Here is a 23,008-nt window from a genome sequence, read left to right as displayed (position 1 = left end):
ACCTCAAACAATAAATTGACGGCCTACAGTATACGCAGCCGGGAAACCACGCCTGAAATGAATTAAAATTATCGACATCATGCCGTCCGGGAATAGTTTCCCGCCGGTAGCGCCCTCAAGGAGAACCCTAACGTGGATGTCCGCACCCTGCGCTACTTCGTTGAAGTGGTGCGCCAGCAAAGCTTCACCCGCGCGGCGGAAAAACTGTTCGTCACCCAGCCCACCATCAGCAAGATGCTGCGGCATCTGGAAGAGGAGCTGGAATGCACGCTGCTGATCCGCGAAGGCCGCAAGCTGCGCCTGACCGACAGCGGCCAGGCGGTGTATCAGCGCGGCCTGACGATCCTCGACGAATTCCGCCAGCTGGAGGCGGAGCTGGAAGACATCAGCTCGGTGAAAAAGGGCGTGCTGCGGCTGGGCATTCCGCCGATGGTGGGCAGGCAGATCGCCGATCTGATCCGCCGCTTTCGCCAGACCTACCCCGGCATCGAATTAAAAATTTCCGAGCTGGGCGGGCTGTCGGTCGAACAGGCGGTGATGTCCGGCGAACTGGATCTGGCGATGACGGTGCTACCCTTCGATTCGGAACAGCCGCTGACCTTTCTGCCGCTGCTGGGCCATCCGATGTGCGTGGTGGCGCCGCGCACGCCGCAGTGGCTCAACCGCACCCGCATCAATATCGCCGAATTGGCCAACAGCCCGATCCTGATTTATAACGAAGACTTTGCGCTGTACAAGATGCTGATGAAGGCGTTTCGCCAGGCCGGTTTTGAACCGCAAATCGCGGTGCGCAGCGGCCAATGGGATTTCCTCGCCTCAATGGTGCAGGCCGGCGTGGGCATCGCCATGCTGCCGGAGCCGGTCTGCCGCTGGCTGGACAAGGAAAACCTGGTCTGGCTGCCGCTGGAGCCGCGCATGGAGTGGAAAATCGGGCTGATCTGGCGCCAGGGCAGCTACCTGTCGCACAGCGCGCAGGCCTGGATCGCCTGCTGCCGCGACTACTGGCCGCCGCTCAAGTAGCCAAAAAACAAGGGCCGCACAGGCGGCCCTTCGGGAAGAAATAAAGAGGAAAACATGATTCCTCTTCTGAGGTTTACCCTTCGCGTTCGATCAGCAACGCTTCGAGCAAGTCGAGATCGTGCAGCAGTTTTTGCAGCGTCTCGTTGCTGATTTTCTGCGTGGCGCGCAGGTGGTACAGCTCGCCGCGCTCGGCGCGCAGCGCCGTCAGGCGGAAACGCCGCTCGAGGTTTTCCATCGCCAGCGCATTCTCGATATCGTCTTTCGACGCGATGCGCCGCCGCAGCATGCCCGTCACCCGCGAGCTGACCTCTTTCAACACCTGCGGATCGAGGTTCTCTTCGGTATCGGCGACCAGACGCTCTTCCATTTTATTCACGCTCTCGATCGCCACTTCGGCCGCCATGGCGATCGCCATGCGCTCTTCGTGCTTGCTGGCGCTCTTGTCGGCCACCTGAACGCCGCGCAGCAGCAGCGGCAATGCCAGCACGCCGACGATCAACGACAGCAGGATCACCCCGGCGGCGATAAACACCAGCTGATAGCGCGCCGGGAAGGCGGTGCCGTCGCTCAGCAACAGCGGTATCGACAGCACACCGGCCAGGGTAATCGCCCCGCGCACCCCGGCGAACGACGCCACCCACAGCTCACGCGTGCTGTAGTCGCCAAACTGCAGCGGGCGCTTTTTCATAAAGCGGTTGCTGGCCTTCTTCATCACCCACAGCCAGGTGAAACGCAGCACCAGCAGCGCGGCGTAGATGGTGGCCACATCGGCGAACAGGTACCAGGTCTGGATGGTCGGATCCAGCTCCGCCTGCAGGATAGAGGTTTCAAGAATGCCCGGCAGCTGCAGGCCCAACATGATGAACACCATGCCGTTGAACACGAACTCCAGCATCGCCCATACGCTGTTGGCGCGCAGGCGCATCGCCAGCGGCGCGTTGCGGATCACGCCGGATTGGCTGATGGTCATCCCCGCCGCCACCGCCGCCAGGATGCCGGAAACGCCGATGTGTTCGGCGATCAGGTAGGAGGCGAACGGCAGCAGCAGCAGGAATACGATCTGGGTCGCCGGATCGTCGCCGCTCCAGCGGCTCATCACCCGCAGCGATTTACTGTAGGTCCAGGTGACCGCCACGCCGGCCAGCAGGCCACCGATCGCCACTTTGAGGAACTCGAGGGTTGCGCCGCCCACGGTGAACACCATGGTGCCCATCGCCACCGCGATGGCGAACTTGAGCGACACCAGGCCGGATGCGTCGTTCATCAGCGCCTCGCCTTCGAGCACGCCCATGATTGGCTTGGGAATGCGCCCTTTGCCGACGATGCCGGACAGCGCCACGGCATCGGTCGGCGACAGCACCGCCGCCAACGCGAAGGCCGCCACCAGCGGAATGCCCGGCACCATGGCGTAGATCAGATAGCCGACGCCGACCACGGTGATCAGCACCAGCACCAGCGCCAGGCCGAGAATTTCACGCCCGTGGTGCAGGAATTCGCGCGTCGGCGTTTTCCAGCCGTCGGCGAACAGCAGCGGCGGGATGAACAGCACCAGGAACAGTTCGGGATCAAAGTCGACGTGCAGCCCGAAATGCGGCCAGGCCAACAGGGCCCCGATGGCGATTTGCATCAGCGGCAGCGGCACCTGGAACGGCAACATGCGCGTCACCACCCCGGACAGGGAGACCACCAGGATCAAAATGAGGATTGTAAAAAAGATTTCCATGCTTTCCTTAGACTCTACGATTCAGACGACATCGGCTCAGGGCCTGCGTTGGTCCCGATAGTAGATCACTTTTTTTACAGCCGTTAAAGCTTGTTGTGCCTTTCAAAACGCGGTGCAGAGCAGAAGAAGACTTATCTTAAGAAGGGAAATGCCGTGACAGTTTCCCTCACCCGCCGGGCGAGGGAAACCTGAGGGTCTTAAATCGCCCAGCCGCCGGCGTAGAACGCCACCAGCGCCACGGCGATCAGCACGGTGCCGATGTTCAGCTTACGCCATTCGCCGGAGAAGATGCGGCCGATGACCAGCGAGCTGAAGCCCAGCATGATGCCGGTAACGATGTTGCAGGTCAGTACGATGAACACCGCGCACAGCAGGCCGGCCATCGCGTCGACGAAGTCGTTGAAGTCCAGCTTGGTGACGTTGCTCAGCATCAGCAGGCCGACGTACATCAGCGCCGGTGCGGTGGCATAGACCGGCACCAGATAGGCCAGCGGCGACAGGAACAGGATCAGCAGGAACAGAATGCCGACCACGGTGGCGGTCAGGCCGGTCTTGCCGCCCGCGGCGGTGCCGGCGGCGGATTCGATGTAGACCGCGGCGGGCGCGGCGCCCACCAGGCCGGAGAAGATGCTGCTCAGGGAATCCGAGGTCAGCGCCTTGCCGCCGTTGATGATCTGCCCGTCTTTATCCAGCAGGTTGGCCTGCCCGGCCACCGCGCGGATGGTGCCGGTGGCGTCGAACACCGCGGTCATCACCAGCGCCAGCACGCTCGGCAACACCACCGGCTGCAATGCGCCCATGATATCCAGGCTGAAGATCAACGACTTGCCGTCAGCGTCCGCCAGGCTCGGCATGGCGAATAGCCCCTGGTATTTCACCGCCGGGTCGAAGATCAAGCCGATGATGGAAATGGCGATGATCACCAGCAAAATGCCGCCGGGCACGCGCAGTTTTTCCAGGCCGAAGATCACCGCCAGGCCGACCAGCGTCATCACCACCGGGAAGGAGGTGAACGCGCCGAGCGCCACCGGCAGGCCATCCAGCGGGTTCTTCACCACCAGGCCGACGCCGTTGGCGGCGATCAGCAGCAGGAACAGACCGATACCGATGCCGGTGCCGTGCGCCACGCCCATCGGCAGGTTGCGCAGGATCCAGGCGCGGATGCCGGTGACCGAGATAATGGTAAACAGTACGCCCATCAGGAACACCGCACCCAGCGCCACCGGAATGCTGATGTGCTGGCCCAGCACCAGGCTGAAGGCGGTGAAGGCGGTCAACGAGATCGCACAGCCGATCGCCATCGGCAGGTTAGCCCACAGCCCCATCAGCAGCGAGCCCAGCCCGGCCACCAGGCAGGTGGAGACAAACACCGCCGCCGGCGGGAAGCCCGCTTTGCCCAGCATGCTCGGCACCACGATCACCGAGTACACCATCGCCAGGAAGGTGGTTAGCCCCGCCACCACCTCCTGGCGCACGCTGCTGCCGCGCGCGGAAATTTTAAAATAGCCATCAAGCCCGCCGGTTGGTTTTTCGGCGTGGTTCGCTTGAGAGTTCGACATAGGTTACTTCCCCTGTGTTTCATGAATCGGCCCGTCGCAGCAGGCCTGTAATCTCGCCCGCGCCCGATCGTCACGTAATCGTTTACGTCACGTTCCGCATCCTTGCCCTTCTGTCGCAGCGCCAACGGCGATGCGCACCAAGGCAAACGTTTAACTCGCAGCGCGCGGTACGGGTGATTTATGGTGGTTTATTCAAGGCAAACGATTATCCTGCCTTCCATAGCGTCTAATCAACTAAAGATCGCGGCAATTTATGCAGAAAGCGGCGGGAATGACGCCTGTACGATAAAACCGGGGCGACGGGCGCCCCGGCGAACGCCGTCGCGGCAGGGTTATTGCGTCTGCACCGCAGCGGGATCCATATACATCAATTCCCAGATATGGCCATCCAGATCCTGAAAACCGTGGCCGTACATCACGCCGTAGTCCCGCGGCGGGTGGTAGGTGTTGCCGCCGCCGGCGACCGCCTTACGCACCAGTTCGTCCACCGCCGCCCGGCTGGGTTGCGACAGGCATACCAGCACTTCGGTGGCCTGCTTGGCGTCGCCGATCGGGTTCGGGGTAAACATCCTGAATTTGTCGTGGGTCAGCAACATCACGTAAATCGTGTCGCTGACCACCATGCACGCGGCGGTGTCATCGGTGAATTGCGGATTGAAAGTGAAACCCAGGTGGGTGAAGAACGCCATCGAGGCGGGCAGATCGCTGACGGGCAGGTTAACGAAGATTTGCGTAGCCATGGGCTACCTCCGATGAAGAATGACCCCATCGAGTATAGCCCATCCGCTTAGCTCAGCAGGTCGTAAGGGCCGCCCTGCTCCAACGCCCGCTGGTAGGCGGGCCGGGCGTGAATGCGCTGCAGAAAACCGCGCAGTTTCGGGCAATCATCCAACGCGCCGCGCGCCGCCATCGCCTCCAGCGGGAAGCTCATCTGAATGTCCGCCGCGCTGAAGTCGTTGCCGACAAACCAGCTGCCCTTGTTCAGGTGCTGTTCGAGGAATTCGCAGTGCGGCGCGATCTGCTTGTCGAGATATTCGCGCTGCACGCCCTTGCCGATCGCGCCGGCCACCGGCCGCAGCAGCCAGGGGATCGGCGGCTGGCCGAGCCGGCTGAACACCAGTTTCATCACCAACAGCGGCATCAGCGATCCTTCAGCGTAGTGCAGCCAGTAGCGGTATTGCTGGCGCGCGTGGAAGTCGGTCGGCATGAACATCCCTTGCGCGTCATAGGCTTCCTGCAGGTATTCGATGATGGTGCCGGATTCCGCCAGCGTCAGATCGCCGTCGACGATCACCGGCGATTTGCCCAGCGGGTGGATCTTTTTCAGCGCCGCCGGCGCCAGCATAGTCTGCGGATCGCGTTCGTAGCGTTGCACCTGATAGGGCACGCCCAGCTCTTCCAGAAACCACAGAATGCGCTGCGACCGCGAGTGATTGAGATGATGAACAATGATCATAAAGAAGCTCCTGTCCGCTGCCACACCAGTTCGCCCACCTGCACGCCGTTGCCGAGCTGCAAGGGCACCGTGCGCAACGTCAGCCGATCGCCGCTGAAAGCGTAAAAACGCACCTGACGGCTGCCTACCCAGTTGGGGAACGAACAGCCTTCGACCTGATGCACCACCCGCTGTTCGCTTTCCTCCACCTGATAGCGGCCGAAGTAGCAAATCATATTGATGAAGGCCGCGCGGATCTCCCGCTCGGACCCCTGCGCCAAATCGTCGGCGGCGAAACGCGGCCGCACGGCACTGTACAGCTGCGCCGCCATCGTGCCGTTGGCCTCATAGTGGATTCGCCCCAACACCTGCTCGCCCAGCGGGTAATTCAGCTCGCCGTTCTGGTTTTTGAACACCGACGACACCAGCGCCCAACTGCCGATAAACGCGTTTACCGTCATTACGCTTCTCCGGTTAAGGATCGTCTGTATAGGGTAGTGGCGATTTTTACCGCACGCCAGCGGATGAAAAAATAATCAGTTTATTTGACAGAGATACTCAAAACTCTCCGATTTTTTATTCCAGCCTGCCGCACTACTATTTAACACATCGAGAGACAACGGGCTCTCATCCAATCAATACGCTGAGGAATACATCATGAAAAACGTCAAAATTTTTGCTACCGCTGCACTGCTGGCTACCGCTTCTTTTGCTACCTTCGCCGCCGATATGCCTTCCAGCCAACCCGCTGCAGACGCCCAGAAAATCGGCGTAGTTTCCGTTAGCGGCGCCACCAACCTGAGCGCGCTGGAAAGCGAACTGGCCAGCAAAGCCGCCGCATCGGGCGCCAGTTCATACCGCATCGTCGCCGCCGGCGGCCAGAACAAACTGTACGGCACCGCAGAAATCTTCAACTGATCGTCGAACAGCCAACCGACGGAAGAAAGAAGCCCCGCAAGGGGCTTTTCTCGTTTTAGCGGGCGTCGAAGCGTGTCGCCAGCTTCTGCAGGCGAAACTGCTCGGTGATGAAATCGACAAAAACCCGGGTTTTGGTCGGTAAGAATTTGGTGGTGGGAAAATAAAGGTGCATGCTGCCGCGATCGACATACCAACCCGGCAACACCCGCACCAGGCGGCCGTTTTCCAGATAGGGCACCGCATTCGGCATGGCGATCAAGGCAATGCCCAAGCCCATTTCCGCCGCCCGCGCCGCCGCCTCCGGCTCGTTTACCGTCATGCCGATCGCCATCGCCGGCGCATGCTGCTCGTTTTCCGCATTGCGCAGCGGCTGATGGCGGATGCGCCCGGTCTGTGGCGAACGGATGAAAATCCCGGTGTGTTGCGCCAGCTGTTCCGGCTGCCGCAGCGGCGGCCGTTGCCGCAGATAATCCTCCGAAGCCACCAACACGCCGTGTGCGGGCGCCAGCTCGCGCGCAATCATCCCCTGAGCCAGTTCGATGCCGCCGCCCAACGCGGCGTCGAAGTGCTCGCCGATCAGATCCACCTGGCGATTATCGAAATGCCAGTCCGGCACGATCGCCGGATAACGCGCCAAAAAATCCGGCAACATCGGCAACACGAAATTCAGACCGAAAGCGGTGCCCATGCTGATCCTCAGGCTGCCGGCCGCCACGCCACCGCTGCTGCTCAGGCCCTTCAACGCGCACTGAATCGACTGCAGACCACCGCTGACTTCCTGCAAAAAACGCTCGCCCTCTTCGGTCAGGATCAGCTGGCGAGTGTTGCGCTGGAACAGGCGCACGCCAACCAGCGTCTCCAGCCGGGTGACGTTTTTGCCCACCGCTGCCGGGCTGAGGCCCAGCTTGCGGCCGGCGGCGGAAAAGCTGCCGTTTTCCGCGCTGCTGACGAAGCATTCCAGGTGTCCCAGCATACTTTTCCTCTATGGATTTCAAACTAATGGTTTGAACTGATTATAGCTCTTTGTGGCTAGTGGCCGTGCCGACGATCTCCGATACTGAATGCCGGCACTTTACTTTACCCTCACCCACTTTGGAGAAATAACATGACCACAGCACACCCTCTGCAAGGCAAAGTCGCGTTCGTTCAAGGCGGTTCACGCGGCATCGGCGCCGCCATCGTTAAACGGTTGGCGAGTGAAGGCGCCACCGTCGCCTTTACCTACGCCGCCTCGGCCGATCGCGCCGAAGCGGTGGCAAGAGCCATCACCGCCGCCGGCGGCAAAGCCCTCGCCATCAAGGCCGACAGCGCCGATGCGGCGGCGCTGCAGCAGGCGGTGCGCCAGGCGGTCAGCCAGTTCGGCAATCTGGATATTCTGGTGAACAACGCCGGGGTGTTTACGCTGGGCAGCACCGAGGAACTGGCGTTGGAAGACCTGGATCGCATGCTGGCGGTCAACGTGCGCAGCGTGTTCGTCGCCAGCCAGGAGGCGGCGCGCCACATGAACGACGGTGGCCGCATCATCCACATCGGCAGCACCAACGCCGAGCGCGTGCCGTTCGGCGGCGCGGCGGTGTATGCGATGAGCAAATCGGCGCTGGTCGGCCTGACCAAAGGCATGGCGCGCGATCTCGGCCCGCGCGGCATCACCGTCAATAACGTGCAGCCCGGCCCGGTGGACACCGAAATGAACCCGGATGCCGGCGAGTTCGCCGATCAGCTCAAGCAGCTGATGGCGATCGGCCGCTACGGCAAAGATGAAGAGATCGCCGGCTTCGTCGCCTACCTCGCCGGCCCGCAGGCGGGTTATATCACCGGCGCCAGCCTGAGCATCGACGGCGGCTTCTCGGCGTAACCGCCCCTGAAATGCAAAAAGCCCCGTGAAGGGGCTTTTTTGTTGGCTGTAAACGGCCGGATATCAGAACGGGATATCGTCGTCGAAATCCATTGGCGGTTCGTTGCTGGTTGCCGGAGCGCTGTTCTGCGCCGGGCGAGACTGCTGCTGGCCGCCGCTGAACTGGTTGCCGCCCTGTGGCTGCTGAGGCTGGCCCCAACCGCCCTGGCCGCCGGCAGATTGACCGGCCGGTGCGCCGCCGCCCTGACGGCCGCCCAGCATCTGCATGGTGCCGCCGACGTTAACCACGATCTCGGTGGTGTAGCGATCCTGGCCGCTCTGATCCTGCCATTTACGGGTCTGCAGGGAGCCTTCGATGTAGACCTGAGAGCCTTTACGCAGGTATTCGCCCGCCACTTCGGCCAGTTTGCCGAACAACACGACGCGGTGCCACTCGGTCTTCTCTTTCTGTTCGCCGGTCGCCTTGTCACGCCAGCTTTCGGAGGTCGCCAGGGTAATGTTGGCCACTGCGCCGCCGTTCGGCATGTAACGGACTTCTGGATCCTGACCCAGATTCCCGACCAGAATTACTTTGTTTACGCCTCTGCTGGCCATGAGCACTTCTCCCGATGATTGATTTCTACACAGTATAAACGCGTCAGTTTACCACGCTGAGTGCGAAACCACACCCGTGTTGATAAGTGCGAATTGCATTCCAGAATTGTCTTTTCGATCGACCTTGTTGCATTCGCATACTGGATATTCATTCAGGTTTTTTTGTGTCATAATTATGCGTTTCGACCAGGCTGTGCCGGTTTTTTGCGAGATCCATCACAAAATCCCCCGCAAAAATCGCGACAGGCGCGGTGTATCATCAAGACGGGAAGTGTAAATGGACAATATCGAAGTTCGTGGTGCTCGAACCCATAATCTGAAAAACATCAACCTGATCATCCCGCGTGACAAACTGATCGTCGTCACCGGCCTGTCCGGTTCCGGCAAGTCATCGCTGGCTTTCGATACGCTGTATGCCGAAGGGCAACGCCGCTACGTCGAATCGCTCTCCGCCTATGCGCGCCAGTTCCTGTCGCTGATGGAAAAACCCGACGTCGACCATATCGAAGGCCTGTCGCCGGCGATCTCCATCGAGCAGAAATCCACCTCGCACAACCCGCGATCCACGGTCGGCACCATCACCGAGATCCACGACTACCTGCGCCTGCTGTTCGCCCGCGTTGGCGAACCGCGCTGCCCGGATCACCATGTGCCGCTGGCGGCACAAACCGTCAGCCAGATGGTCGATAACGTGCTGAGCCAGCCGGAAGGCAAACGCCTGATGCTGCTGGCGCCGGTGGTGAAAGACCGCAAGGGCGAGCACACCAAAACGCTGGAAAACCTGGCCGCCCAGGGCTACATCCGCGCGCGCATCGACGGCGAAGTGTGCGATCTGTCCGATCCGCCGAAGCTGGAGCTGCAGAAGAAACACACCATCGAAGTGGTGGTCGATCGCTTCAAGGTGCGCGACGACATGGCGCAGCGCCTGGCCGAATCGTTCGAAACCGCGCTGGAATTGTCCGGTGGCACCGCAGTGGTGGCGGACATGGACGACGAGAAAGCGGACGAGCTGCTGTTTTCCGCCAACTTCGCCTGCCCGATCTGCGGCTACAGCATGCGCGAGCTGGAACCGCGCTTGTTTTCCTTCAACAACCCGGCCGGCGCCTGCCCGACCTGCGACGGCCTGGGCGTGCAGCAGTTCTTCGATCCGGATCGCGTGGTGCAAAACCCCGAGCTGTCGCTGGCCGGCGGCGCGATCCGCGGCTGGGATCGCCGCAACTTCTATTACTTCCAGATGCTGCGCTCGCTGGCGGAGCATTATGAGTTCGACGTAGAGGCGCCGTTCAACACCCTGAGCGCCAACGTGCAGAAGGCGGTGCTGAGCGGCTCCGGCAAAGAGTCGATCGAATTCAAATACATCAACGATCGCGGTGACACCACCGTGCGCCGCCATCCGTTCGAAGGCGTGCTGCACAACATGGAGCGCCGCTACAAAGAGACCGAATCCAGCGCGGTGCGCGAAGAGCTGGCGAAGTTCATCAGCAACCGCCCTTGCGCCTCGTGCCACGGCACCCGCCTGCGCGAAGAAGCGCGCAACGTGTTCGTCGAAGACACCACGCTGCCGGAGATCTCCGATTTGAGCATCGGCCATGCGATGACCTTCTTCCAGAACATGAAGCTCAGCGGCCAGCGTGCCAAAATCGCCGAAAAAGTGCTGAAAGAGATCGGCGATCGCCTGAAATTCCTGGTGAACGTCGGCCTGAACTACCTGTCACTGTCCCGCTCGGCGGAGACGCTCTCCGGCGGCGAAGCGCAGCGTATCCGTTTGGCCAGCCAGATCGGCGCCGGCCTGGTGGGCGTGATGTACGTGCTGGATGAGCCGTCGATCGGCCTGCACCAACGCGACAACGAGCGCCTGCTGGAAACGCTGATCCACCTGCGCAACCTCGGCAACACGGTGATCGTGGTGGAGCATGACGAAGACGCCATCCGCGCCGCCGACCACGTGATCGACATCGGCCCCGGCGCCGGCGTGCACGGCGGCCAGGTGGTGGCGGAAGGCACCGTCGACGACATCATGGCGCAGCCGGACTCGCTGACCGGCCAGTTCCTCAGCGGCAAGCGCGAGATCGCCATTCCGGCGCAGCGCGTGCAGGCCGATCCGACCAAGGTGCTGAAGCTGAGCGGCGCGCGCGGCAACAACCTGAAGGACGTGACGCTGACGCTGCCGGTTGGGCTGTTTACCTGCATCACCGGCGTTTCCGGCTCCGGCAAATCGACGCTGATCAACGATACGCTGTTCCCGATCGCTCAGCGCCAGCTCAACGGCGCCACCATCGCCGAACCGGCGCCGTTCCGCGAAGTGACCGGCCTGGAACATTTCGACAAGGTGATCGACATCGATCAGAGCCCGATCGGCCGTACGCCGCGCTCCAACCCGGCCACCTACACCGGCATTTTTACCCCGGTGCGCGAGCTGTTCGCCGGCGTGCCGGAATCGCGCAGCCGCGGTTATACGCCGGGCCGTTTCAGCTTCAACGTCAAGGGCGGGCGCTGTGAAGCCTGCCAGGGCGACGGGGTGATCAAGGTCGAGATGCACTTCCTGCCGGACATCTACGTGCCGTGCGACCAGTGCAAGGGCAAGCGCTATAACCGCGAAACGCTGGAAGTGAAGTACAAGGGCAAGAGCATCCACGAAGTGCTGGAGATGACCATCGAAGAAGCGCGTGACTTCTTCGACGCGGTGCCGGCGCTGGCGCGCAAGCTGCAGACCCTGATGGATGTCGGCCTGTCGTACATCCGTCTCGGCCAGTCGGCCACCACGCTCTCCGGCGGTGAGGCGCAGCGCGTCAAGCTGGCGCGCGAGCTGTCGAAACGCGGCACCGGCCAGACGCTGTATATCCTCGACGAGCCGACCACCGGTCTGCACTTCGCCGATATCCAGCAGCTGTTGGCGGTGCTGCATCAGCTGCGCGATCAGGGCAACACCATCGTGGTCATCGAGCATAACCTGGACGTGATCAAGACCGCCGACTGGATCGTCGATCTGGGGCCGGAAGGCGGCAGCGGCGGCGGCGAAATCCTGGTCGCCGGCACGCCGGAAACCGTGGCCGAGTGTGAAAAATCGCACACCGCACGCTTCCTGAAACCGCTGCTGGAAAAATAACGGCGGGTTATCCCTCTCAACGAGGCGGCCTATTCCGCCTCGTTGAGCAATCAACATATCCCTTTCTGAAAAACATTAAATCATCTTCTCTGCATCATTCCTTTAAAAACAGGCGCTTTGAACCCTGCCAATAATAAACTCGCCCAATCATGCCACTCGTTTGGCTGTTGTTTATTCCCCATGCGTTTCACTGTTGCGGTGAAATAACGCCAATGACGCGCCGTCGTCTGTCAATTAATCAATATAAACCTGGCGTTTATAAATAAGCTGCAATTAATCGCCGGCCTGCGGGCCGTATATTCAATGGGATGATATAAAAGGTGTTTAACGTGGATACTAAACTGGGAACCTCTGTCGCCGCGCTGTTATTTCTGTTTCCTTTCGCCGCTCAGGCGCAGGACGGCGAGGCCTCTTTAACGCTCGCCGGCGGCCTTGCCGTCGCCCCCGCCTATGAAGGCTCTTCTTTTTACAGCATTGAACCCTTGTATCAGGTGAATGCCTGCTATCAAAACGCCAGCTGGGGGGAGTTCAGCGCAGGCAGCGAGGGGGCACGCTGGCAATTCCCGCTTGCCGGCCCCGTCGGCATCGCGTTATTGCTCAACTATGACGCCGGCCGTGACGAGGAAATCAGAACCTTGCGCGGGCGCAACACCCGACTCAAGGGCATGGGCAAGCTGGGTGGCGCACTGGAGGCCGGCGCCGAACTGAGCTACCAACTCGATCCCTTCCGCGCCTACGTAAAAGGCATGCAGGCAACGCGCAAGCGCAGCTACGGCGGGGAAGAACTGGGCCACACGGCCTATGTGGAAACCGGGCTCACCGGGCAATATCCACTCAGCGAACAGCTGACATTGATCGGCAACCTCTCCACCACCTGGGCCAACAGCGGCTATCAGCGCGGCTATTTCGGCGTGACGTCGCAGCAGGCACAGCGCAGCGCTTTCAGCGCTTATCGGCCGGGCAGCGGCTTCAAGGACGCGACCCTCACCGCCGCGCTCAATTACCAATGGCGACCGAACGTGGCCTTCCAGGCCGGGGTCGGCGTGACCCGTCTGCTGGGCGACGCGGCCGACAGCCCTATCGTCGAAAAAACCACGTCGGGTATGGCCTTCACCAGCGCCAGCTACAGCTTCTGACGTTTTACCCAATGAGAGCGAGCGCGTACGCCCGTCAGATAACGCCATAACGCGACGGCGAAAAAATAAACTATAGTTTAACGAATTGTGAGGTAAACAGGCGGATAATTAAACCATGCCATATTTACCTGACAATATCTGGCGTTGCTCTCCCTTATTAAGGATATTTTATGTGCCAACATCATTCGACAGAATGTCGTAACTTCACGGCATTTCGCCACCGCTGGGAAATGCCCATGATCTGGCTATCGGCGATAATAACGCTTCTCGGTTTTTTATTTGGCATCGCCGCTATCGTCGCGTCCTCGGACGAGACGATTCTGGGATTAGGCACGGAAGCCAAAGAAACATTGGATACGCTCAGCCTGTTCGCCTTATTACCGCTGATCCCTATCGCTTTCTATATTTATCGTTTCTATCTCGCCGCCCAGGCGAAATCCAACGCCTTGCGCGTCGGGCCGGCACAATTTCCCGAGCTGTTCGCGCTGTATCAGGATATTGGCCGCCGCCTGGAGCTCAAGACGCTGCCGAAGCTCTACCTGACCAACGGCAACGGCGTGGTCAACGCCTTCGCGCTGGAATGCAACCGCCGTCAGCGCTATGTGGTGATCCACGCTGAAATCGCCATGCTGATGCCCACCGCGCCGGAGATCGTGGAGTTCGTGCTGGCGCACGAGCTGGCCCACCATAAGCTGCGCCACGTGTCGCTGTGGCGCCTGGCGATCGGCGTCGTACCGCAATCGCTGGTGCTGCCCGGCCTGGCGACCACCCGCGCGCAGGAGTATTCCGCAGACCGCGTGGCGCTCGCCGTCTGCCCGAATTACGCCGACACGGTGCGGCTGCTGGCCGTCGGCCCCTGGATGCAGCACGGCGTGAACCCGCAGGCCTGGCTGGAACAGTGCGAAGAAGAGAACAAGGAGCTGTTTGTCCGCATCAGCAACCTGCTGTCGGATCATGCGGTGATGGTCAAACGCTTCAAGGCGCTCAAAGACATTGAGATGCACGGCTTCGAGCGCCACGGCAGCATGTTTTAATCCGCCCCGCCGGGCCTACAGCGTTTTCAGCACCCGCGCGGGATTGCCGCCCACCACGCAGTTGGCCGGCACGTCTTTGGTCACCACCGCGCCGGAGGCCACGACCGCATTGTCGCCGATGGTCACGCCCGGATTGATCACCGCGCGTCCGCCGATCCATACGTTGTCGCCAATCTTGACCGGCTTACCGAACTCCGCGCCGCCGACGCGGGTCTCAGCGTCCAGCGGATGGGTCGCGGTGTAAATATGCACGCCCGGTGCCAGCAGGCAGTTGTCGCCGATATGCACCTCGCACACGTCGAGGATCACGCAGTCGAAATTGGCGTAGAAGTTCTTGCCGAGATAAATGTTATAGCCATAGTCGCAGCGGAAGGTCGGCTCGATGGTGCCGCCCTGATAGCCGCCCAGCAGCTCACCCAGCCACTGTTTGCGCAGCTCGCCCTCTTCCGGCGAGGAGTGGTTATAGCGATGCGTCAGCTGGCGCGCGCGCCGACGCTCGCTGCGCAGCAGGTCATCGCCGGCGTCGTACAGCTCCCCGGCGATCATCTTGCGCTTTTCTTCGCTGATGGCCATGTCGGCCTCCTTATGTTATCCGCGTTTCTTGAATGCCCAAGCGTAGCCGCTTTTGCCTGATGACAAAAAGGGAACGTTCCCAATTTAAAATCATGATCACGCTTTGACACGAAAAAACAGGAGAAAAACGGGCGGCGCCGCCGCCCGGCAATCAGGCGCGCAGTTCCTGGCGCACGTGTTCGGGCAGGCCTTCCACCACCAGCTGATAGGAGCTGTCGATCAGCGTGTAAAACTGCGAGTTCGGCAGGTTGCCGTCGAGAAACACCGTGTTCCAGTGCGCCTTGTTCAGGCCGGCGCAGGCGACGATCTCAGGATGGTGTTCACGCAGGCTTTCCGCCAGCTCCGGGCTGGACTTGACCGCCAGCGCCGGCCGCCCTTCGACCTCGCACACCATGGCGAACATCACGTCGCCTACCTTGATCTGACTGGCCTGCCACTGGTTTTGGTCGCTTTGCTCCGCGCCCGGCTTCGCCATGCAGTACTCCAGCAATGCGCTGTTATTCATTGGGTTACTCCCCCTGTAATGTGGCCACAATACGGCGTGCTCCGCCGTGGATGCGGTGCTCCCCCAGCCAGATGCCCTGCCATGTGCCCAACATCAGCCGCCCGTGCCTGACGGGCAGCGTCAAGGACGCGCCCAGCAGCGAGGATTTGATGTGCGCCGGCATGTCGTCCGGCCCTTCGTAGTCATGCTGATAGGGTGCGTTTTCCGGTACCTGACGCAGGAAATGCTGCTCCATATCGGCTCGCACCGTGGGATCGCAGTTCTCGTTGAGCGTCAGCGAGGCCGAGGTATGCTGCAGCAACAGATGCAGCAGGCCGGTTTGCAGGCGGTGTAAGTGGGTTAACTGGTTGACGATCTCGTCGGTAACCAGATGAAAGCCACGCGCTTTTGCGCTGAGGATTAGCGTTTGCTGATGCCACATGAGTGAGCGCCCCTCAATCAGTATATTCTCTCTCCGGTTTGCGGCAACTTCGGCGGCGCGCCGGCAATAAAAAAGGAGCGATATCGCTATCGCTCCCCGATGAACGTCCGTTCAGACTAACAGGCGTTACTGCACCGCGGCAAACGCCTCGGCCACCTGACGCACGTTGTTGTGGTTCAGGCCGGCCACGCACATGCGGCCGCTGTGGATCAGGTAGACGCCGAACTCTTCACGCAGGCGATCGACCTGCGCCGCGCTGAAACCGGTGTAGCTGAACATGCCGCGCTGCGCCAGCAGGTAATCGAAGTTGCGCTGCGGCAGCGCGCTCTTCAGGGTGTCCACCAGCGCGTGACGCATCTCGAGAATGCGGGTGCGCATGCTCTCCACTTCGTCCAGCCATTGGGTTTTTAACTGGGCGTCGTTCAGCACCTTGGCCACCAGCTGCGCGCCGAAATTCGGTGGGCTCGAGTAGTTGCGGCGCACGGTGGCCTTCAGTTGGCCCAGCACGCGCCCGGCCGCCTCTTCGCTTTCGCACACCACCGACAGGCCGCCGACGCGCTCGCCGTACAGCGAGAAGATCTTCGAGAACGAGTTGCTCACCAGGCACGGCAGGCCGGCCGCCGCGATGGCGCGAATGGCGTAGGCGTCCTGCTCCATGCCGCCGCCGAAGCCCTGGTAGGCGATGTCGAGGAACGGAATGATTTCACGCTCGGCGATCACCTTGACCACCTCATCCCACTGGGCAGGGGTCAGGTCGGAACCGGTCGGGTTGTGGCAGCACGGGTGCAGCAGCGCGATGCTGTGCTTCGGCAGCTGTTTCAGCGCCGCGAGCATGGCGTCGAACTTCACGCCCAGGCTTTCGCTGTCGAAATACGGGTAGGTATTCACCTTGAAACCAGCGCCGCTGAAGATGGCGACGTGGTTTTCCCAGGTCGGATCGCTGACCCACACCTGCGAATCCGGGAAGTAGCTTTTCAGGAAGTCGGCGCCCACTTTCAACGCGCCGGAACCGCCGACGGTCTGAATGGTGGCGATACGCCCCTGCTGCAGCATCGGGTGCTGCGCGCCGAACAGCAGATGCTGGATGGCGGAACGGTAGGGTTGCAGCCCTTCCATCGGCAGGTATACCGAGGCGCCGTGCTCGACGCTGTTCAACTGCGCCTCCGCCGCGGCGACCGCCCGCATCTGCGGAATGATGCCCTGCGCATCGTAGTACAGGCCGATACTCAGGTTCACCTTGTGCGCGCGCGGGTCTTGTTTGAATTTTTCCATCAGCGACAGAATGGGATCGCCGGCATAGGCGTCAACGTTCTGGAACACGGGGTTTTTCTCCTGGTTTATTTATTGTGGTTTGGGCACAGCGTTACGTTCCTAATATAGACGGAAAACCGCATTCGGTTTTAGCTTTCTCGCGCCACCGGCAATAAACCGTTTTCCTTGATGCGATTGAGCACCACCGCCGTTTTGATATGCGCCACGCTTTTGTGCGGCGACAGCGTCTGGCTGATGAATTCGCTCAGCGCCGGCAGGTCCGCCACCGCCACTTTCAGCAGGTAATCGGCGTCGCCGGTGGTCTTGTAAGCGTCGAGGATCGCATCCACCTCCTCCAGCATCTGATGAAAGCTGTCGATCTGCTCTTGGGCGTGCGTGATCAGGCTGACTTCGATCAGCCCCACCAGCCCCAGGCCGACCGCCTCCGGCGCCAGCCGCGCGTGGTAGCCGCGGATCAGCTGCGCCTGCTCCAGGCTGATGCGCCGCCGCGAACACTGGGAGGCGGAGAGCCCCACCAGCTCGCTCAGCTCCTGATTGGTCAGCCGGCCGTTGGCCTGTAACAGCGTCAGGATTTTCATATCAAAATCGTCAATGTTGTACATAGCCACCTGTAAACTGTGTTAATAAATGTTGACGTTACAGCCTACCAGTTTTTTTACCGTTGCCGGCGTCACACCCTGGCGCTTAAATCGCGTACAGCAGCAAAGCCCGGCGTTTTCGCCGGTAAGCGGCATAAATAACGGCTAACTCATGCAGGCAAACGACAATTAACGGCGAAGTAACGCATAAAACCACGAATGTATAAAAAGGACGCCAGATGAAAAAGTTACTCCCTCTCGCGCTGCTGCTCGCCGCCGGCAGCGCCGGCGCGCAATCCCACCTGGATAAGGTGCTGCAGCAAAAGACCCTGGAGGTCTGCACCACCGGCGACTACAAGCCCTATACCTTCCTCAAGGAAGACGGCAGCTATGAAGGCATCGATATCGACATGGCGGAATCGCTGGCCAAGAGCCTGGGCGCGAAAGTGAAGTGGGTGAAGACCAGCTGGAAAACCCTGACGCCGGACTTCACCTCCGGCAAGTGCGACATTGCGATGGGCGGTATCTCCGTCACGCTGGAGCGGCAAAAGCAGGTGTTCTTCGCCGACAAGCTGGATACCGACGGCAAAATCCCGCTGGTGCGCTGCACCGACGTGAAGAAATACCGCACTCTCGAGCAGATCAACAAACCGTCGGTGCGTCTGTTGGAACCGGCGGGCGGCACCAACGAAGCCTTCGTGCACGCCTATCTGCCAAAGGCCAAACTGACGCTCACGCACGACAACATGAGCATTTTCCAGCAGTTGGTGGACCGCAAGGCAGACGTGATGATCACCGACGCCTCCGAGGCGCTGTACCAGCAGAAGCGCTATCCGAAGCTGTGCGCGGTGAATCCGACCAAACCGATGCAGTACGGCGAGAAGGCTTACATGCTGCCGCGCGACGATCTGAGCTGGAAACTGTATGTGGATCAGTGGCTGCACCTGGTCAAGGCGACCGGCGAATATCAGAAGATTATCGATAAGTGGTTGGCGGTAAAGAAGTAACCCGCTGAGAAACGGGGCCGACGCGCGTCGGCCCCTGCGGCGTTTCAGTCGCCGATGTATTCCATCGCCACGCGCTGCGTGAGCTTGGTGATCAGCTCGTAGGCACTGATGCCGGTGCAGACGGCGATGCGCTCGACCGGCAGCGCCGGCCCCCACAGCACCGCTTCATCCCCCACCTTATCGGCGGCGGCCGGCCCGAGATCGACCGAAATCATGTCCATCGACACCCGGCCGACGATCGGCACTTCGCGGCCGTTGATCAGGATCGGCGTACCGGTCGGCGCGCTGCGCGGGTAGCCGTCGCCGTACCCCATCGCCACCACGCCCAGCCGGGTATCGCGCGGGCTGACCCAGGTGCCGCCGTAGCCGACCGCTTCGCCGGCCTTGTGCTCGCGCACCGCGATCAGGCTGGACTTCAGCGTCATCGCCGGCTGCAGCCCATGCTCGGCGCCGCTGCCGTTATCCAGCGGCGACACGCCGTACAAAATAATGCCGGGGCGTACCCACTCGTTGTGGGCGTCCGGCCACAGCAGCGTGCCGCCGGACGCGGCGACCGAGCGCTGGCCCGGTTTGCCGCGCGCGAACTGCTCGAAGCAGGCGATCTGTTTCAACGTGGTGTCGGATTCCGGCTCGTCGGCGCGGCTGAAGTGACTCATGATATTGACCGGCTGCGCCACGTTGCGGCAGGCGCACAGGCGCTGATAAAACGCCTCCGCGTGTTCGGGGCGCACCCCCAGCCGATGCATGCCGGTATCGAGCTTCATCCACACCGGCACCGGACGCGCCAGCTCGGCCTGCTCCAGCGCTTCGAGCTGTTCGATGCTGTGCACCGCGGTTTCGATGTTGTTCGCCACCAGCACCGGCAGATCTTCGGCACTGAAGAAGCCTTCCAGCAGCAGGATCGGTTTGACGATGCCGCCGGAACGCAGCATCAGCGCTTCGCCGATGCGCGCCACGCCGTAGCAGTCGGCGTCTTGCAGGGTGTGTGCTGTTTCCAGCAGGCCATGTCCATAAGCGTTTGCTTTCACAACGGCAATCAGGCGGCTTTGCGGCGCCTGGCGGCGCACCTGTTGCAGATTATGTCGCAGAGCGCGGCGGTCGATTACAGCGGTTGCCGCTTTCATTTCAGTTCCTTAGCTGATTATTCGTCATCGTATTGTGGCCCCGCGTAGTTGTCGAAACGCGACCACTGGCCGTTAAAGGTAAGGCGCACGGTGCCGATCGGGCCGTTACGCTGCTTACCGATAATAATTTCCGCGATCCCTTTCAGATCGCTGTTCTCGTGATACACCTCATCACGATAGATGAACATAATCAGGTCGGCATCCTGCTCGATAGAGCCGGATTCACGCAGGTCGGAGTTGACCGGGCGCTTATCGGCGCGCTGCTCCAGGCTTCGGTTCAGCTGCGACAGCGCCACCACCGGCACCTGCAGCTCTTTCGCCAGCGCCTTCAGCGAGCGCGAAATCTCGGCGATCTCCAGCGTACGGTTGTCGGACAGGGCCGGCACGCGCATCAGCTGCAGGTAGTCGATCATGATGAGGCTAAGCCCGTCGTGCTCGCGGAAAATGCGCCGCGCGCGCGAGCGCACTTCGGTCGGCGTCAGGCCGGAGGAGTCGTCGATGTACATGTTGCGCTTCTCCAGCAGGATACCCATGGTGCTGGAAATGCGCGCCCAGTCCTCGTCGTCGAGCTGGCCGGTACGGATGCGCGTCTGATCCACGCGCGACAGCGACGCCAGCATACGCATCATGATCTGTTCGCCGGGCATCTCCAGGCTGAAGATCAGCACCGGTTTTTCCTGGGTCATCGCGGCGTTTTCGCACAGGTTCATGGCGAAGGTGGTTTTCCCCATCGATGGACGGGCGGCGACGATGATCAGATCGGACTTTTGCATGCCCGCGGTTTTCTTGTTGAGGTCCTGATAGCCGGTATCGACCCCGGTCACGCCGTCGTGCGGCTGCTGATACAGCTGCTCGATACGCGATACGGTGTCTTCCAGGATGCGCTCGATGCCCTTCGGGCCTTCGTCTTTGCTGGCACGGTTCTCGGCGATTTGGAATACGCGAGATTCCGCCAGATCGAGCAGGTCTTCGCTGCTGCGCCCCTGCGGATCGTAGCCGGCGTCGGCGATCTCGTTAGCCACCGAGATCATCTCGCGCACCACCGCGCGCTCGCGCACGATGTCGGCGTAGGCGCCGATGTTGGCGGCACTCGGGGTGTTTTTCGACAGCTCGGCCAGGTAGGCGAAGCCGCCGACCGAGTCCAGCTCGCCTTTCTGCTCCAGCGATTCGGACAGGGTGATGAGGTCGATAGGCTTGCTCATCTCCAGCAGACGCTGCATCTCGGTAAAGATCAGGCGATGCGGGCGGCTGAAGAAGTCGTTGGCGACCACGCGCTCCGCCACGTTGTCCCAGCGCTCGTTATCCAGCATCAAACCGCCCAACACCGACTGCTCGGCCTCCAGCGAGTGCGGCGGCATCTTCAGCCCTTCCATCTGACGATCTCTGGAACGCTCTCTGGTTTCGTCCGCGTTTGTTTTGTTGGTTGGTTTTTTTCCTGCCATGAAACGTAGTCTTTATCCGGTTGCGAATGAAGGATCTTGACGCGAGAGTATACGTGATTTTTGCGTCATAACCGATGCAAAAAAGGTATTGAATCCCGCACGGGTGAACTGGATCTCCGATACTAAAAAGAATAGGGTGAAATCAGACACTCAAACGAGGTAACGATATGGCCAAGCGCATTCAGTTTTCCGCCACCGGCGGGCCGGAAGTCTTGCAATACGTTGATTTTACACCGCTCGATCCCGCCGCCGGCGAAGTGCAGATCGAGAACAAGGCGATCGGCATCAACTACATCGACACCTATGTGCGCAGCGGGCTGTACGCCCCGGCGAGCCTGCCGAGCGGCCTCGGCACCGAGGCGGCCGGCGTGGTGGTCAAGGTTGGCGCTGGGGTCAGCACGATCAAACCGGGCGACCGGGTGGTGTATGCGCAGTCGTCGCTCGGCGCCTACAGCGAAGTCCACAACGTGCCGGAAGAAAAAGTGGCGCTGCTGCCGCACAACCTCAGCTTTGAGCAGGGCGCCGCCTCTTTCCTCAAAGGGCTGACGGTGCACTACCTGCTGCGCCAAACCCACGACGTGCAGCCGGGTGAAGTGTTCCTGTTCCATGCCGCCGCCGGCGGGGTTGGGCTGATCGCCTGCCAATGGGCCAAAGCGCTGGGCGCGCGCCTGATCGGCAGCGTCGGCTCCGACGAAAAGGCCGCGCTGGCGAAACAGGCCGGCGCCTGGGCCACCATCAACTACCACAAAGAGGATATCGCCCAGCGGGTGGCCGAGCTGACTCACGGCGAGAAGGTTGGCGTGGTGTACGATTCGGTGGGGCAAAGCACCTGGCAGGCCTCGCTCAACAGCCTGAAACGGCGCGGCCTGATGGTCAGCTTCGGCAACGCCTCCGGCCCGGTGACCGGCGTCGATCTGGCACTGCTGAATCAGAAGGGCTCACTGTACGTCACCCGCCCTTCCCTTAACGGCTACATCACCAACCGCGCCGAGCTGCAGTACGCCAGCAACGAGCTATTCTCGCTGATCGGCAGCGGCGCCATTCGGGTGGAGGTGAAAGACGAGCAGAAATTTGCGCTGGCCGACGCCCAGCGGGCGCACCAAGTGCTGGAAAGCCGCGGCACCAGCGGCTCCAGCCTGCTGATCCCCTAATTGCCGCAAAAGAAAAGGGCTCCTTACGGAGCCCTTTCTGTTACTGCGTTTTGTAGGGGTAGAGCAGAGTCCGCCAGAGACAGGGGGTTGCTTCAGCAACACGAATTTTGGTTGTCTCTCACGGTGATGAAATCGGTCGCATCACTGCATCGACAAACATCCTAACAGCCCCGTCCGGCAAAAAACACGCTTTATGTGCCACATCGCGCGGCAAAACTGCCAAGCTGTGATCGCTGCCGCATTAGCGGGGCGGCAAGTTGTGCAAGTTTCATCGCGACTGACTGATTATTCAGCAAAAAATCAGTAACGTCTGGCCTGCGGTTTCTGCATCGACCGGTAAATCCATACCCCGACGACCGCCAAAATCAGCCACGGCAGCAGCTTGATGACCACCGCGAACAACCCGCCCAACAGCATGAACGCCGCCGCCACCAACAGCGCAGCGAAGATCCCCAGCAGCGAGATGCCGGTCACCATCAGCATCACCACAAAGCCAATGAGAAAGAAGATTTCCAACATGATTGCTCCTTTGCAATACAACGTATCTGCTGAGGG

General features: G+C 60.9%; 23 protein-coding genes. 8 read left to right on the top strand and 15 right to left on the bottom strand.

What is annotated here, in order from left to right:
• Positions 1 to 132: 132 nt before the first annotated feature.
• Positions 133 to 1,020, top strand: a complete 888-nt coding sequence (locus AC4PR2_RS19510; RefSeq protein WP_443014819.1) for a LysR family transcriptional regulator — start codon at positions 133 to 135, stop codon at positions 1,018 to 1,020.
• Between the two features lie 73 nt (positions 1,021 to 1,093).
• Here AC4PR2_RS19510 and AC4PR2_RS19505 read toward each other — a convergent pair whose 3' ends face one another.
• From AC4PR2_RS19505 to AC4PR2_RS19485, 5 genes are all read right to left on the bottom strand, one after another.
• Complete coding sequence (locus AC4PR2_RS19505) at positions 1,094 to 2,743, bottom strand: Na+/H+ antiporter (RefSeq protein ID WP_025304430.1); 1,650 nt, start codon at positions 2,741 to 2,743, stop codon at positions 1,094 to 1,096.
• 197 nt (positions 2,744 to 2,940) lie between these two features.
• Positions 2,941 to 4,302, bottom strand: coding sequence for an NCS2 family permease (locus tag AC4PR2_RS19500; RefSeq protein ID WP_147840696.1), 1,362 nt, complete (start codon positions 4,300 to 4,302; stop codon positions 2,941 to 2,943).
• A 332-nt stretch (positions 4,303 to 4,634) separates the two neighbouring features.
• On the bottom strand, positions 4,635 to 5,042 hold the full coding sequence (locus tag AC4PR2_RS19495) for a VOC family protein (RefSeq protein WP_038874298.1): 408 nt from the start codon (positions 5,040 to 5,042) through the stop codon (positions 4,635 to 4,637).
• 47 nt (positions 5,043 to 5,089) lie between these two features.
• Positions 5,090 to 5,758, bottom strand: coding sequence for a glutathione S-transferase family protein (locus AC4PR2_RS19490; protein ID WP_197804224.1), 669 nt, complete (start codon positions 5,756 to 5,758; stop codon positions 5,090 to 5,092).
• Positions 5,755 to 6,198 carry a lipocalin-like domain-containing protein gene (locus tag AC4PR2_RS19485; RefSeq protein WP_047570370.1) on the bottom strand — a complete coding sequence of 148 codons (444 nt, stop codon included), beginning with the start codon at positions 6,196 to 6,198 and terminating at the stop codon, positions 5,755 to 5,757. The genes AC4PR2_RS19490 and AC4PR2_RS19485 overlap by 4 nt, the downstream gene beginning before the upstream one ends.
• Positions 6,199 to 6,394: 196 nt before the next feature.
• Here AC4PR2_RS19485 and bhsA point away from each other — a divergent pair, with 196 nt between their 5' ends.
• Positions 6,395 to 6,655, top strand: a complete 261-nt coding sequence (gene bhsA, locus AC4PR2_RS19480) for a multiple stress resistance protein BhsA (RefSeq protein WP_060440954.1) — start codon at positions 6,395 to 6,397, stop codon at positions 6,653 to 6,655.
• Positions 6,656 to 6,710: 55 nt separating this feature from the next.
• Here bhsA and AC4PR2_RS19475 read toward each other — a convergent pair whose 3' ends face one another.
• Positions 6,711 to 7,628 (bottom strand): LysR family transcriptional regulator, encoded by a 918-nt coding sequence (locus AC4PR2_RS19475; protein WP_197804223.1) that lies wholly within the window; start codon positions 7,626 to 7,628, stop codon positions 6,711 to 6,713.
• A 132-nt stretch (positions 7,629 to 7,760) separates the two neighbouring features.
• Here AC4PR2_RS19475 and AC4PR2_RS19470 point away from each other — a divergent pair, with 132 nt between their 5' ends.
• Positions 7,761 to 8,510, top strand: a complete 750-nt coding sequence (locus AC4PR2_RS19470; protein WP_197804222.1) for a 3-oxoacyl-ACP reductase family protein — start codon at positions 7,761 to 7,763, stop codon at positions 8,508 to 8,510.
• Positions 8,511 to 8,573: 63 nt separating this feature from the next.
• On the opposite strand, the gene ssb1 is transcribed toward AC4PR2_RS19470, so the two are convergent.
• Positions 8,574 to 9,104, bottom strand: coding sequence for a single-stranded DNA-binding protein SSB1 (ssb1, locus tag AC4PR2_RS19465; RefSeq protein WP_004936793.1), 531 nt, complete (start codon positions 9,102 to 9,104; stop codon positions 8,574 to 8,576).
• Positions 9,105 to 9,381: 277 nt separating this feature from the next.
• On the opposite strand from ssb1, the gene uvrA reads away from it, so the two are divergent.
• The 3 genes from uvrA (at position 9,382) to AC4PR2_RS19450 (ending at position 14,380) form a co-directional block, all read left to right on the top strand.
• A complete protein-coding gene (gene uvrA / locus AC4PR2_RS19460; protein WP_070913903.1) occupies positions 9,382 to 12,210 on the top strand; it encodes an excinuclease ABC subunit UvrA in 2,829 nt (942 codons plus the stop codon).
• A gap of 329 nt (positions 12,211 to 12,539) precedes the next feature.
• On the top strand, positions 12,540 to 13,346 hold the full coding sequence (locus AC4PR2_RS19455) for a MipA/OmpV family protein (protein WP_337046844.1): 807 nt from the start codon (positions 12,540 to 12,542) through the stop codon (positions 13,344 to 13,346).
• Positions 13,347 to 13,582: 236 nt separating this feature from the next.
• Complete coding sequence (locus AC4PR2_RS19450) at positions 13,583 to 14,380, top strand: M48 family metallopeptidase (RefSeq protein ID WP_158524205.1); 798 nt, start codon at positions 13,583 to 13,585, stop codon at positions 14,378 to 14,380.
• A 15-nt stretch (positions 14,381 to 14,395) separates the two neighbouring features.
• Here AC4PR2_RS19450 and maa read toward each other — a convergent pair whose 3' ends face one another.
• From maa to AC4PR2_RS19425, 5 genes are all read right to left on the bottom strand, one after another.
• Complete coding sequence (gene maa, locus AC4PR2_RS19445) at positions 14,396 to 14,953, bottom strand: maltose O-acetyltransferase (RefSeq protein WP_049201487.1); 558 nt, start codon at positions 14,951 to 14,953, stop codon at positions 14,396 to 14,398.
• 151 nt (positions 14,954 to 15,104) lie between these two features.
• Positions 15,105 to 15,458: an MmcQ/YjbR family DNA-binding protein gene (locus tag AC4PR2_RS19440; RefSeq protein WP_038874311.1), complete on the bottom strand. Its 354-nt coding sequence runs from the start codon at positions 15,456 to 15,458 to the stop codon at positions 15,105 to 15,107.
• Between the two features lie 4 nt (positions 15,459 to 15,462).
• Entirely contained in the window at positions 15,463 to 15,879 is a 417-nt protein-coding gene (locus tag AC4PR2_RS19435) for a secondary thiamine-phosphate synthase enzyme YjbQ (protein ID WP_004936779.1), read from the bottom strand.
• Between the two features lie 126 nt (positions 15,880 to 16,005).
• Positions 16,006 to 17,199 (bottom strand): amino acid aminotransferase, encoded by a 1,194-nt coding sequence (locus tag AC4PR2_RS19430; RefSeq protein ID WP_060440949.1) that lies wholly within the window; start codon positions 17,197 to 17,199, stop codon positions 16,006 to 16,008.
• A gap of 80 nt (positions 17,200 to 17,279) precedes the next feature.
• The gene (locus AC4PR2_RS19425; protein ID WP_049201491.1) at positions 17,280 to 17,753 is read right to left on the bottom strand and encodes an Lrp/AsnC family transcriptional regulator; all 474 of its coding nucleotides are present in this window, start codon (positions 17,751 to 17,753) and stop codon (positions 17,280 to 17,282) included.
• A gap of 215 nt (positions 17,754 to 17,968) precedes the next feature.
• Between AC4PR2_RS19425 and AC4PR2_RS19420 the strand changes: the two genes are divergently transcribed.
• Entirely contained in the window at positions 17,969 to 18,736 is a 768-nt protein-coding gene (locus AC4PR2_RS19420) for a transporter substrate-binding domain-containing protein (protein WP_492175376.1), read from the top strand.
• Positions 18,737 to 18,780: 44 nt separating this feature from the next.
• Here the strand turns inward: AC4PR2_RS19420 and alr are convergent, their stop codons facing one another.
• Positions 18,781 to 19,860, bottom strand: a complete 1,080-nt coding sequence (alr, locus tag AC4PR2_RS19415) for an alanine racemase (protein ID WP_060425158.1) — start codon at positions 19,858 to 19,860, stop codon at positions 18,781 to 18,783.
• A 17-nt stretch (positions 19,861 to 19,877) separates the two neighbouring features.
• The gene (gene dnaB, locus AC4PR2_RS19410; RefSeq protein ID WP_025160134.1) at positions 19,878 to 21,302 is read right to left on the bottom strand and encodes a replicative DNA helicase; all 1,425 of its coding nucleotides are present in this window, start codon (positions 21,300 to 21,302) and stop codon (positions 19,878 to 19,880) included.
• Positions 21,303 to 21,469: 167 nt separating this feature from the next.
• Here dnaB and AC4PR2_RS19405 point away from each other — a divergent pair, with 167 nt between their 5' ends.
• Positions 21,470 to 22,453 (top strand): quinone oxidoreductase, encoded by a 984-nt coding sequence (locus AC4PR2_RS19405; protein WP_087762598.1) that lies wholly within the window; start codon positions 21,470 to 21,472, stop codon positions 22,451 to 22,453.
• A 300-nt stretch (positions 22,454 to 22,753) separates the two neighbouring features.
• Here AC4PR2_RS19405 and pspG read toward each other — a convergent pair whose 3' ends face one another.
• Entirely contained in the window at positions 22,754 to 22,972 is a 219-nt protein-coding gene (gene pspG / locus AC4PR2_RS19400) for an envelope stress response protein PspG (protein ID WP_025304448.1), read from the bottom strand.
• Positions 22,973 to 23,008: the final 36 nt, after the last annotated feature.

This window comes from Serratia sp. A07 (assembly GCF_058725505.1).
Note: the sequence above shows the minus strand (reverse complement) of the source record. Positions and strands in the feature narration are given on the sequence as shown.

Bases quoted from the DNA above. Each gene is read 5' to 3' on its own strand.
- ssb1 (WP_004936793.1), bottom strand. From the start codon at position 9,104: ATGGCCAGCAGAGGCGTAAACAAAGTAATTCTGGTCGGGAATCTGGGT.
- AC4PR2_RS19470 (WP_197804222.1), top strand. From the start codon at position 7,761: ATGACCACAGCACACCCTCTGCAAGGCAAAGTCGCGTTCGTTCAAGGC.
- alr (WP_060425158.1), bottom strand. From the start codon at position 19,860: ATGAAAGCGGCAACCGCTGTAATCGACCGCCGCGCTCTGCGACATAAT.
- AC4PR2_RS19500 (WP_147840696.1), bottom strand. From the start codon at position 4,302: ATGTCGAACTCTCAAGCGAACCACGCCGAAAAACCAACCGGCGGGCTT.
- AC4PR2_RS19425 (WP_049201491.1), bottom strand. From the start codon at position 17,753: ATGTACAACATTGACGATTTTGATATGAAAATCCTGACGCTGTTACAG.
- dnaB (WP_025160134.1), bottom strand. From the start codon at position 21,302: ATGGCAGGAAAAAAACCAACCAACAAAACAAACGCGGACGAAACCAGA.
- AC4PR2_RS19505 (WP_025304430.1), bottom strand. From the start codon at position 2,743: ATGGAAATCTTTTTTACAATCCTCATTTTGATCCTGGTGGTCTCCCTG.
- AC4PR2_RS19490 (WP_197804224.1), bottom strand. From the start codon at position 5,758: ATGATCATTGTTCATCATCTCAATCACTCGCGGTCGCAGCGCATTCTG.
- AC4PR2_RS19420 (WP_492175376.1), top strand. From the start codon at position 17,969: ATGAAAAAGTTACTCCCTCTCGCGCTGCTGCTCGCCGCCGGCAGCGCC.
- AC4PR2_RS19440 (WP_038874311.1), bottom strand. From the start codon at position 15,458: ATGAATAACAGCGCATTGCTGGAGTACTGCATGGCGAAGCCGGGCGCG.
- maa (WP_049201487.1), bottom strand. From the start codon at position 14,953: ATGGCCATCAGCGAAGAAAAGCGCAAGATGATCGCCGGGGAGCTGTAC.
- AC4PR2_RS19475 (WP_197804223.1), bottom strand. From the start codon at position 7,628: ATGCTGGGACACCTGGAATGCTTCGTCAGCAGCGCGGAAAACGGCAGC.
- pspG (WP_025304448.1), bottom strand. From the start codon at position 22,972: ATGTTGGAAATCTTCTTTCTCATTGGCTTTGTGGTGATGCTGATGGTG.
- uvrA (WP_070913903.1), top strand. From the start codon at position 9,382: ATGGACAATATCGAAGTTCGTGGTGCTCGAACCCATAATCTGAAAAAC.
- AC4PR2_RS19485 (WP_047570370.1), bottom strand. From the start codon at position 6,198: ATGACGGTAAACGCGTTTATCGGCAGTTGGGCGCTGGTGTCGTCGGTG.
- bhsA (WP_060440954.1), top strand. From the start codon at position 6,395: ATGAAAAACGTCAAAATTTTTGCTACCGCTGCACTGCTGGCTACCGCT.
- AC4PR2_RS19435 (WP_004936779.1), bottom strand. From the start codon at position 15,879: ATGTGGCATCAGCAAACGCTAATCCTCAGCGCAAAAGCGCGTGGCTTT.
- AC4PR2_RS19405 (WP_087762598.1), top strand. From the start codon at position 21,470: ATGGCCAAGCGCATTCAGTTTTCCGCCACCGGCGGGCCGGAAGTCTTG.
- AC4PR2_RS19495 (WP_038874298.1), bottom strand. From the start codon at position 5,042: ATGGCTACGCAAATCTTCGTTAACCTGCCCGTCAGCGATCTGCCCGCC.
- AC4PR2_RS19450 (WP_158524205.1), top strand. From the start codon at position 13,583: ATGATCTGGCTATCGGCGATAATAACGCTTCTCGGTTTTTTATTTGGC.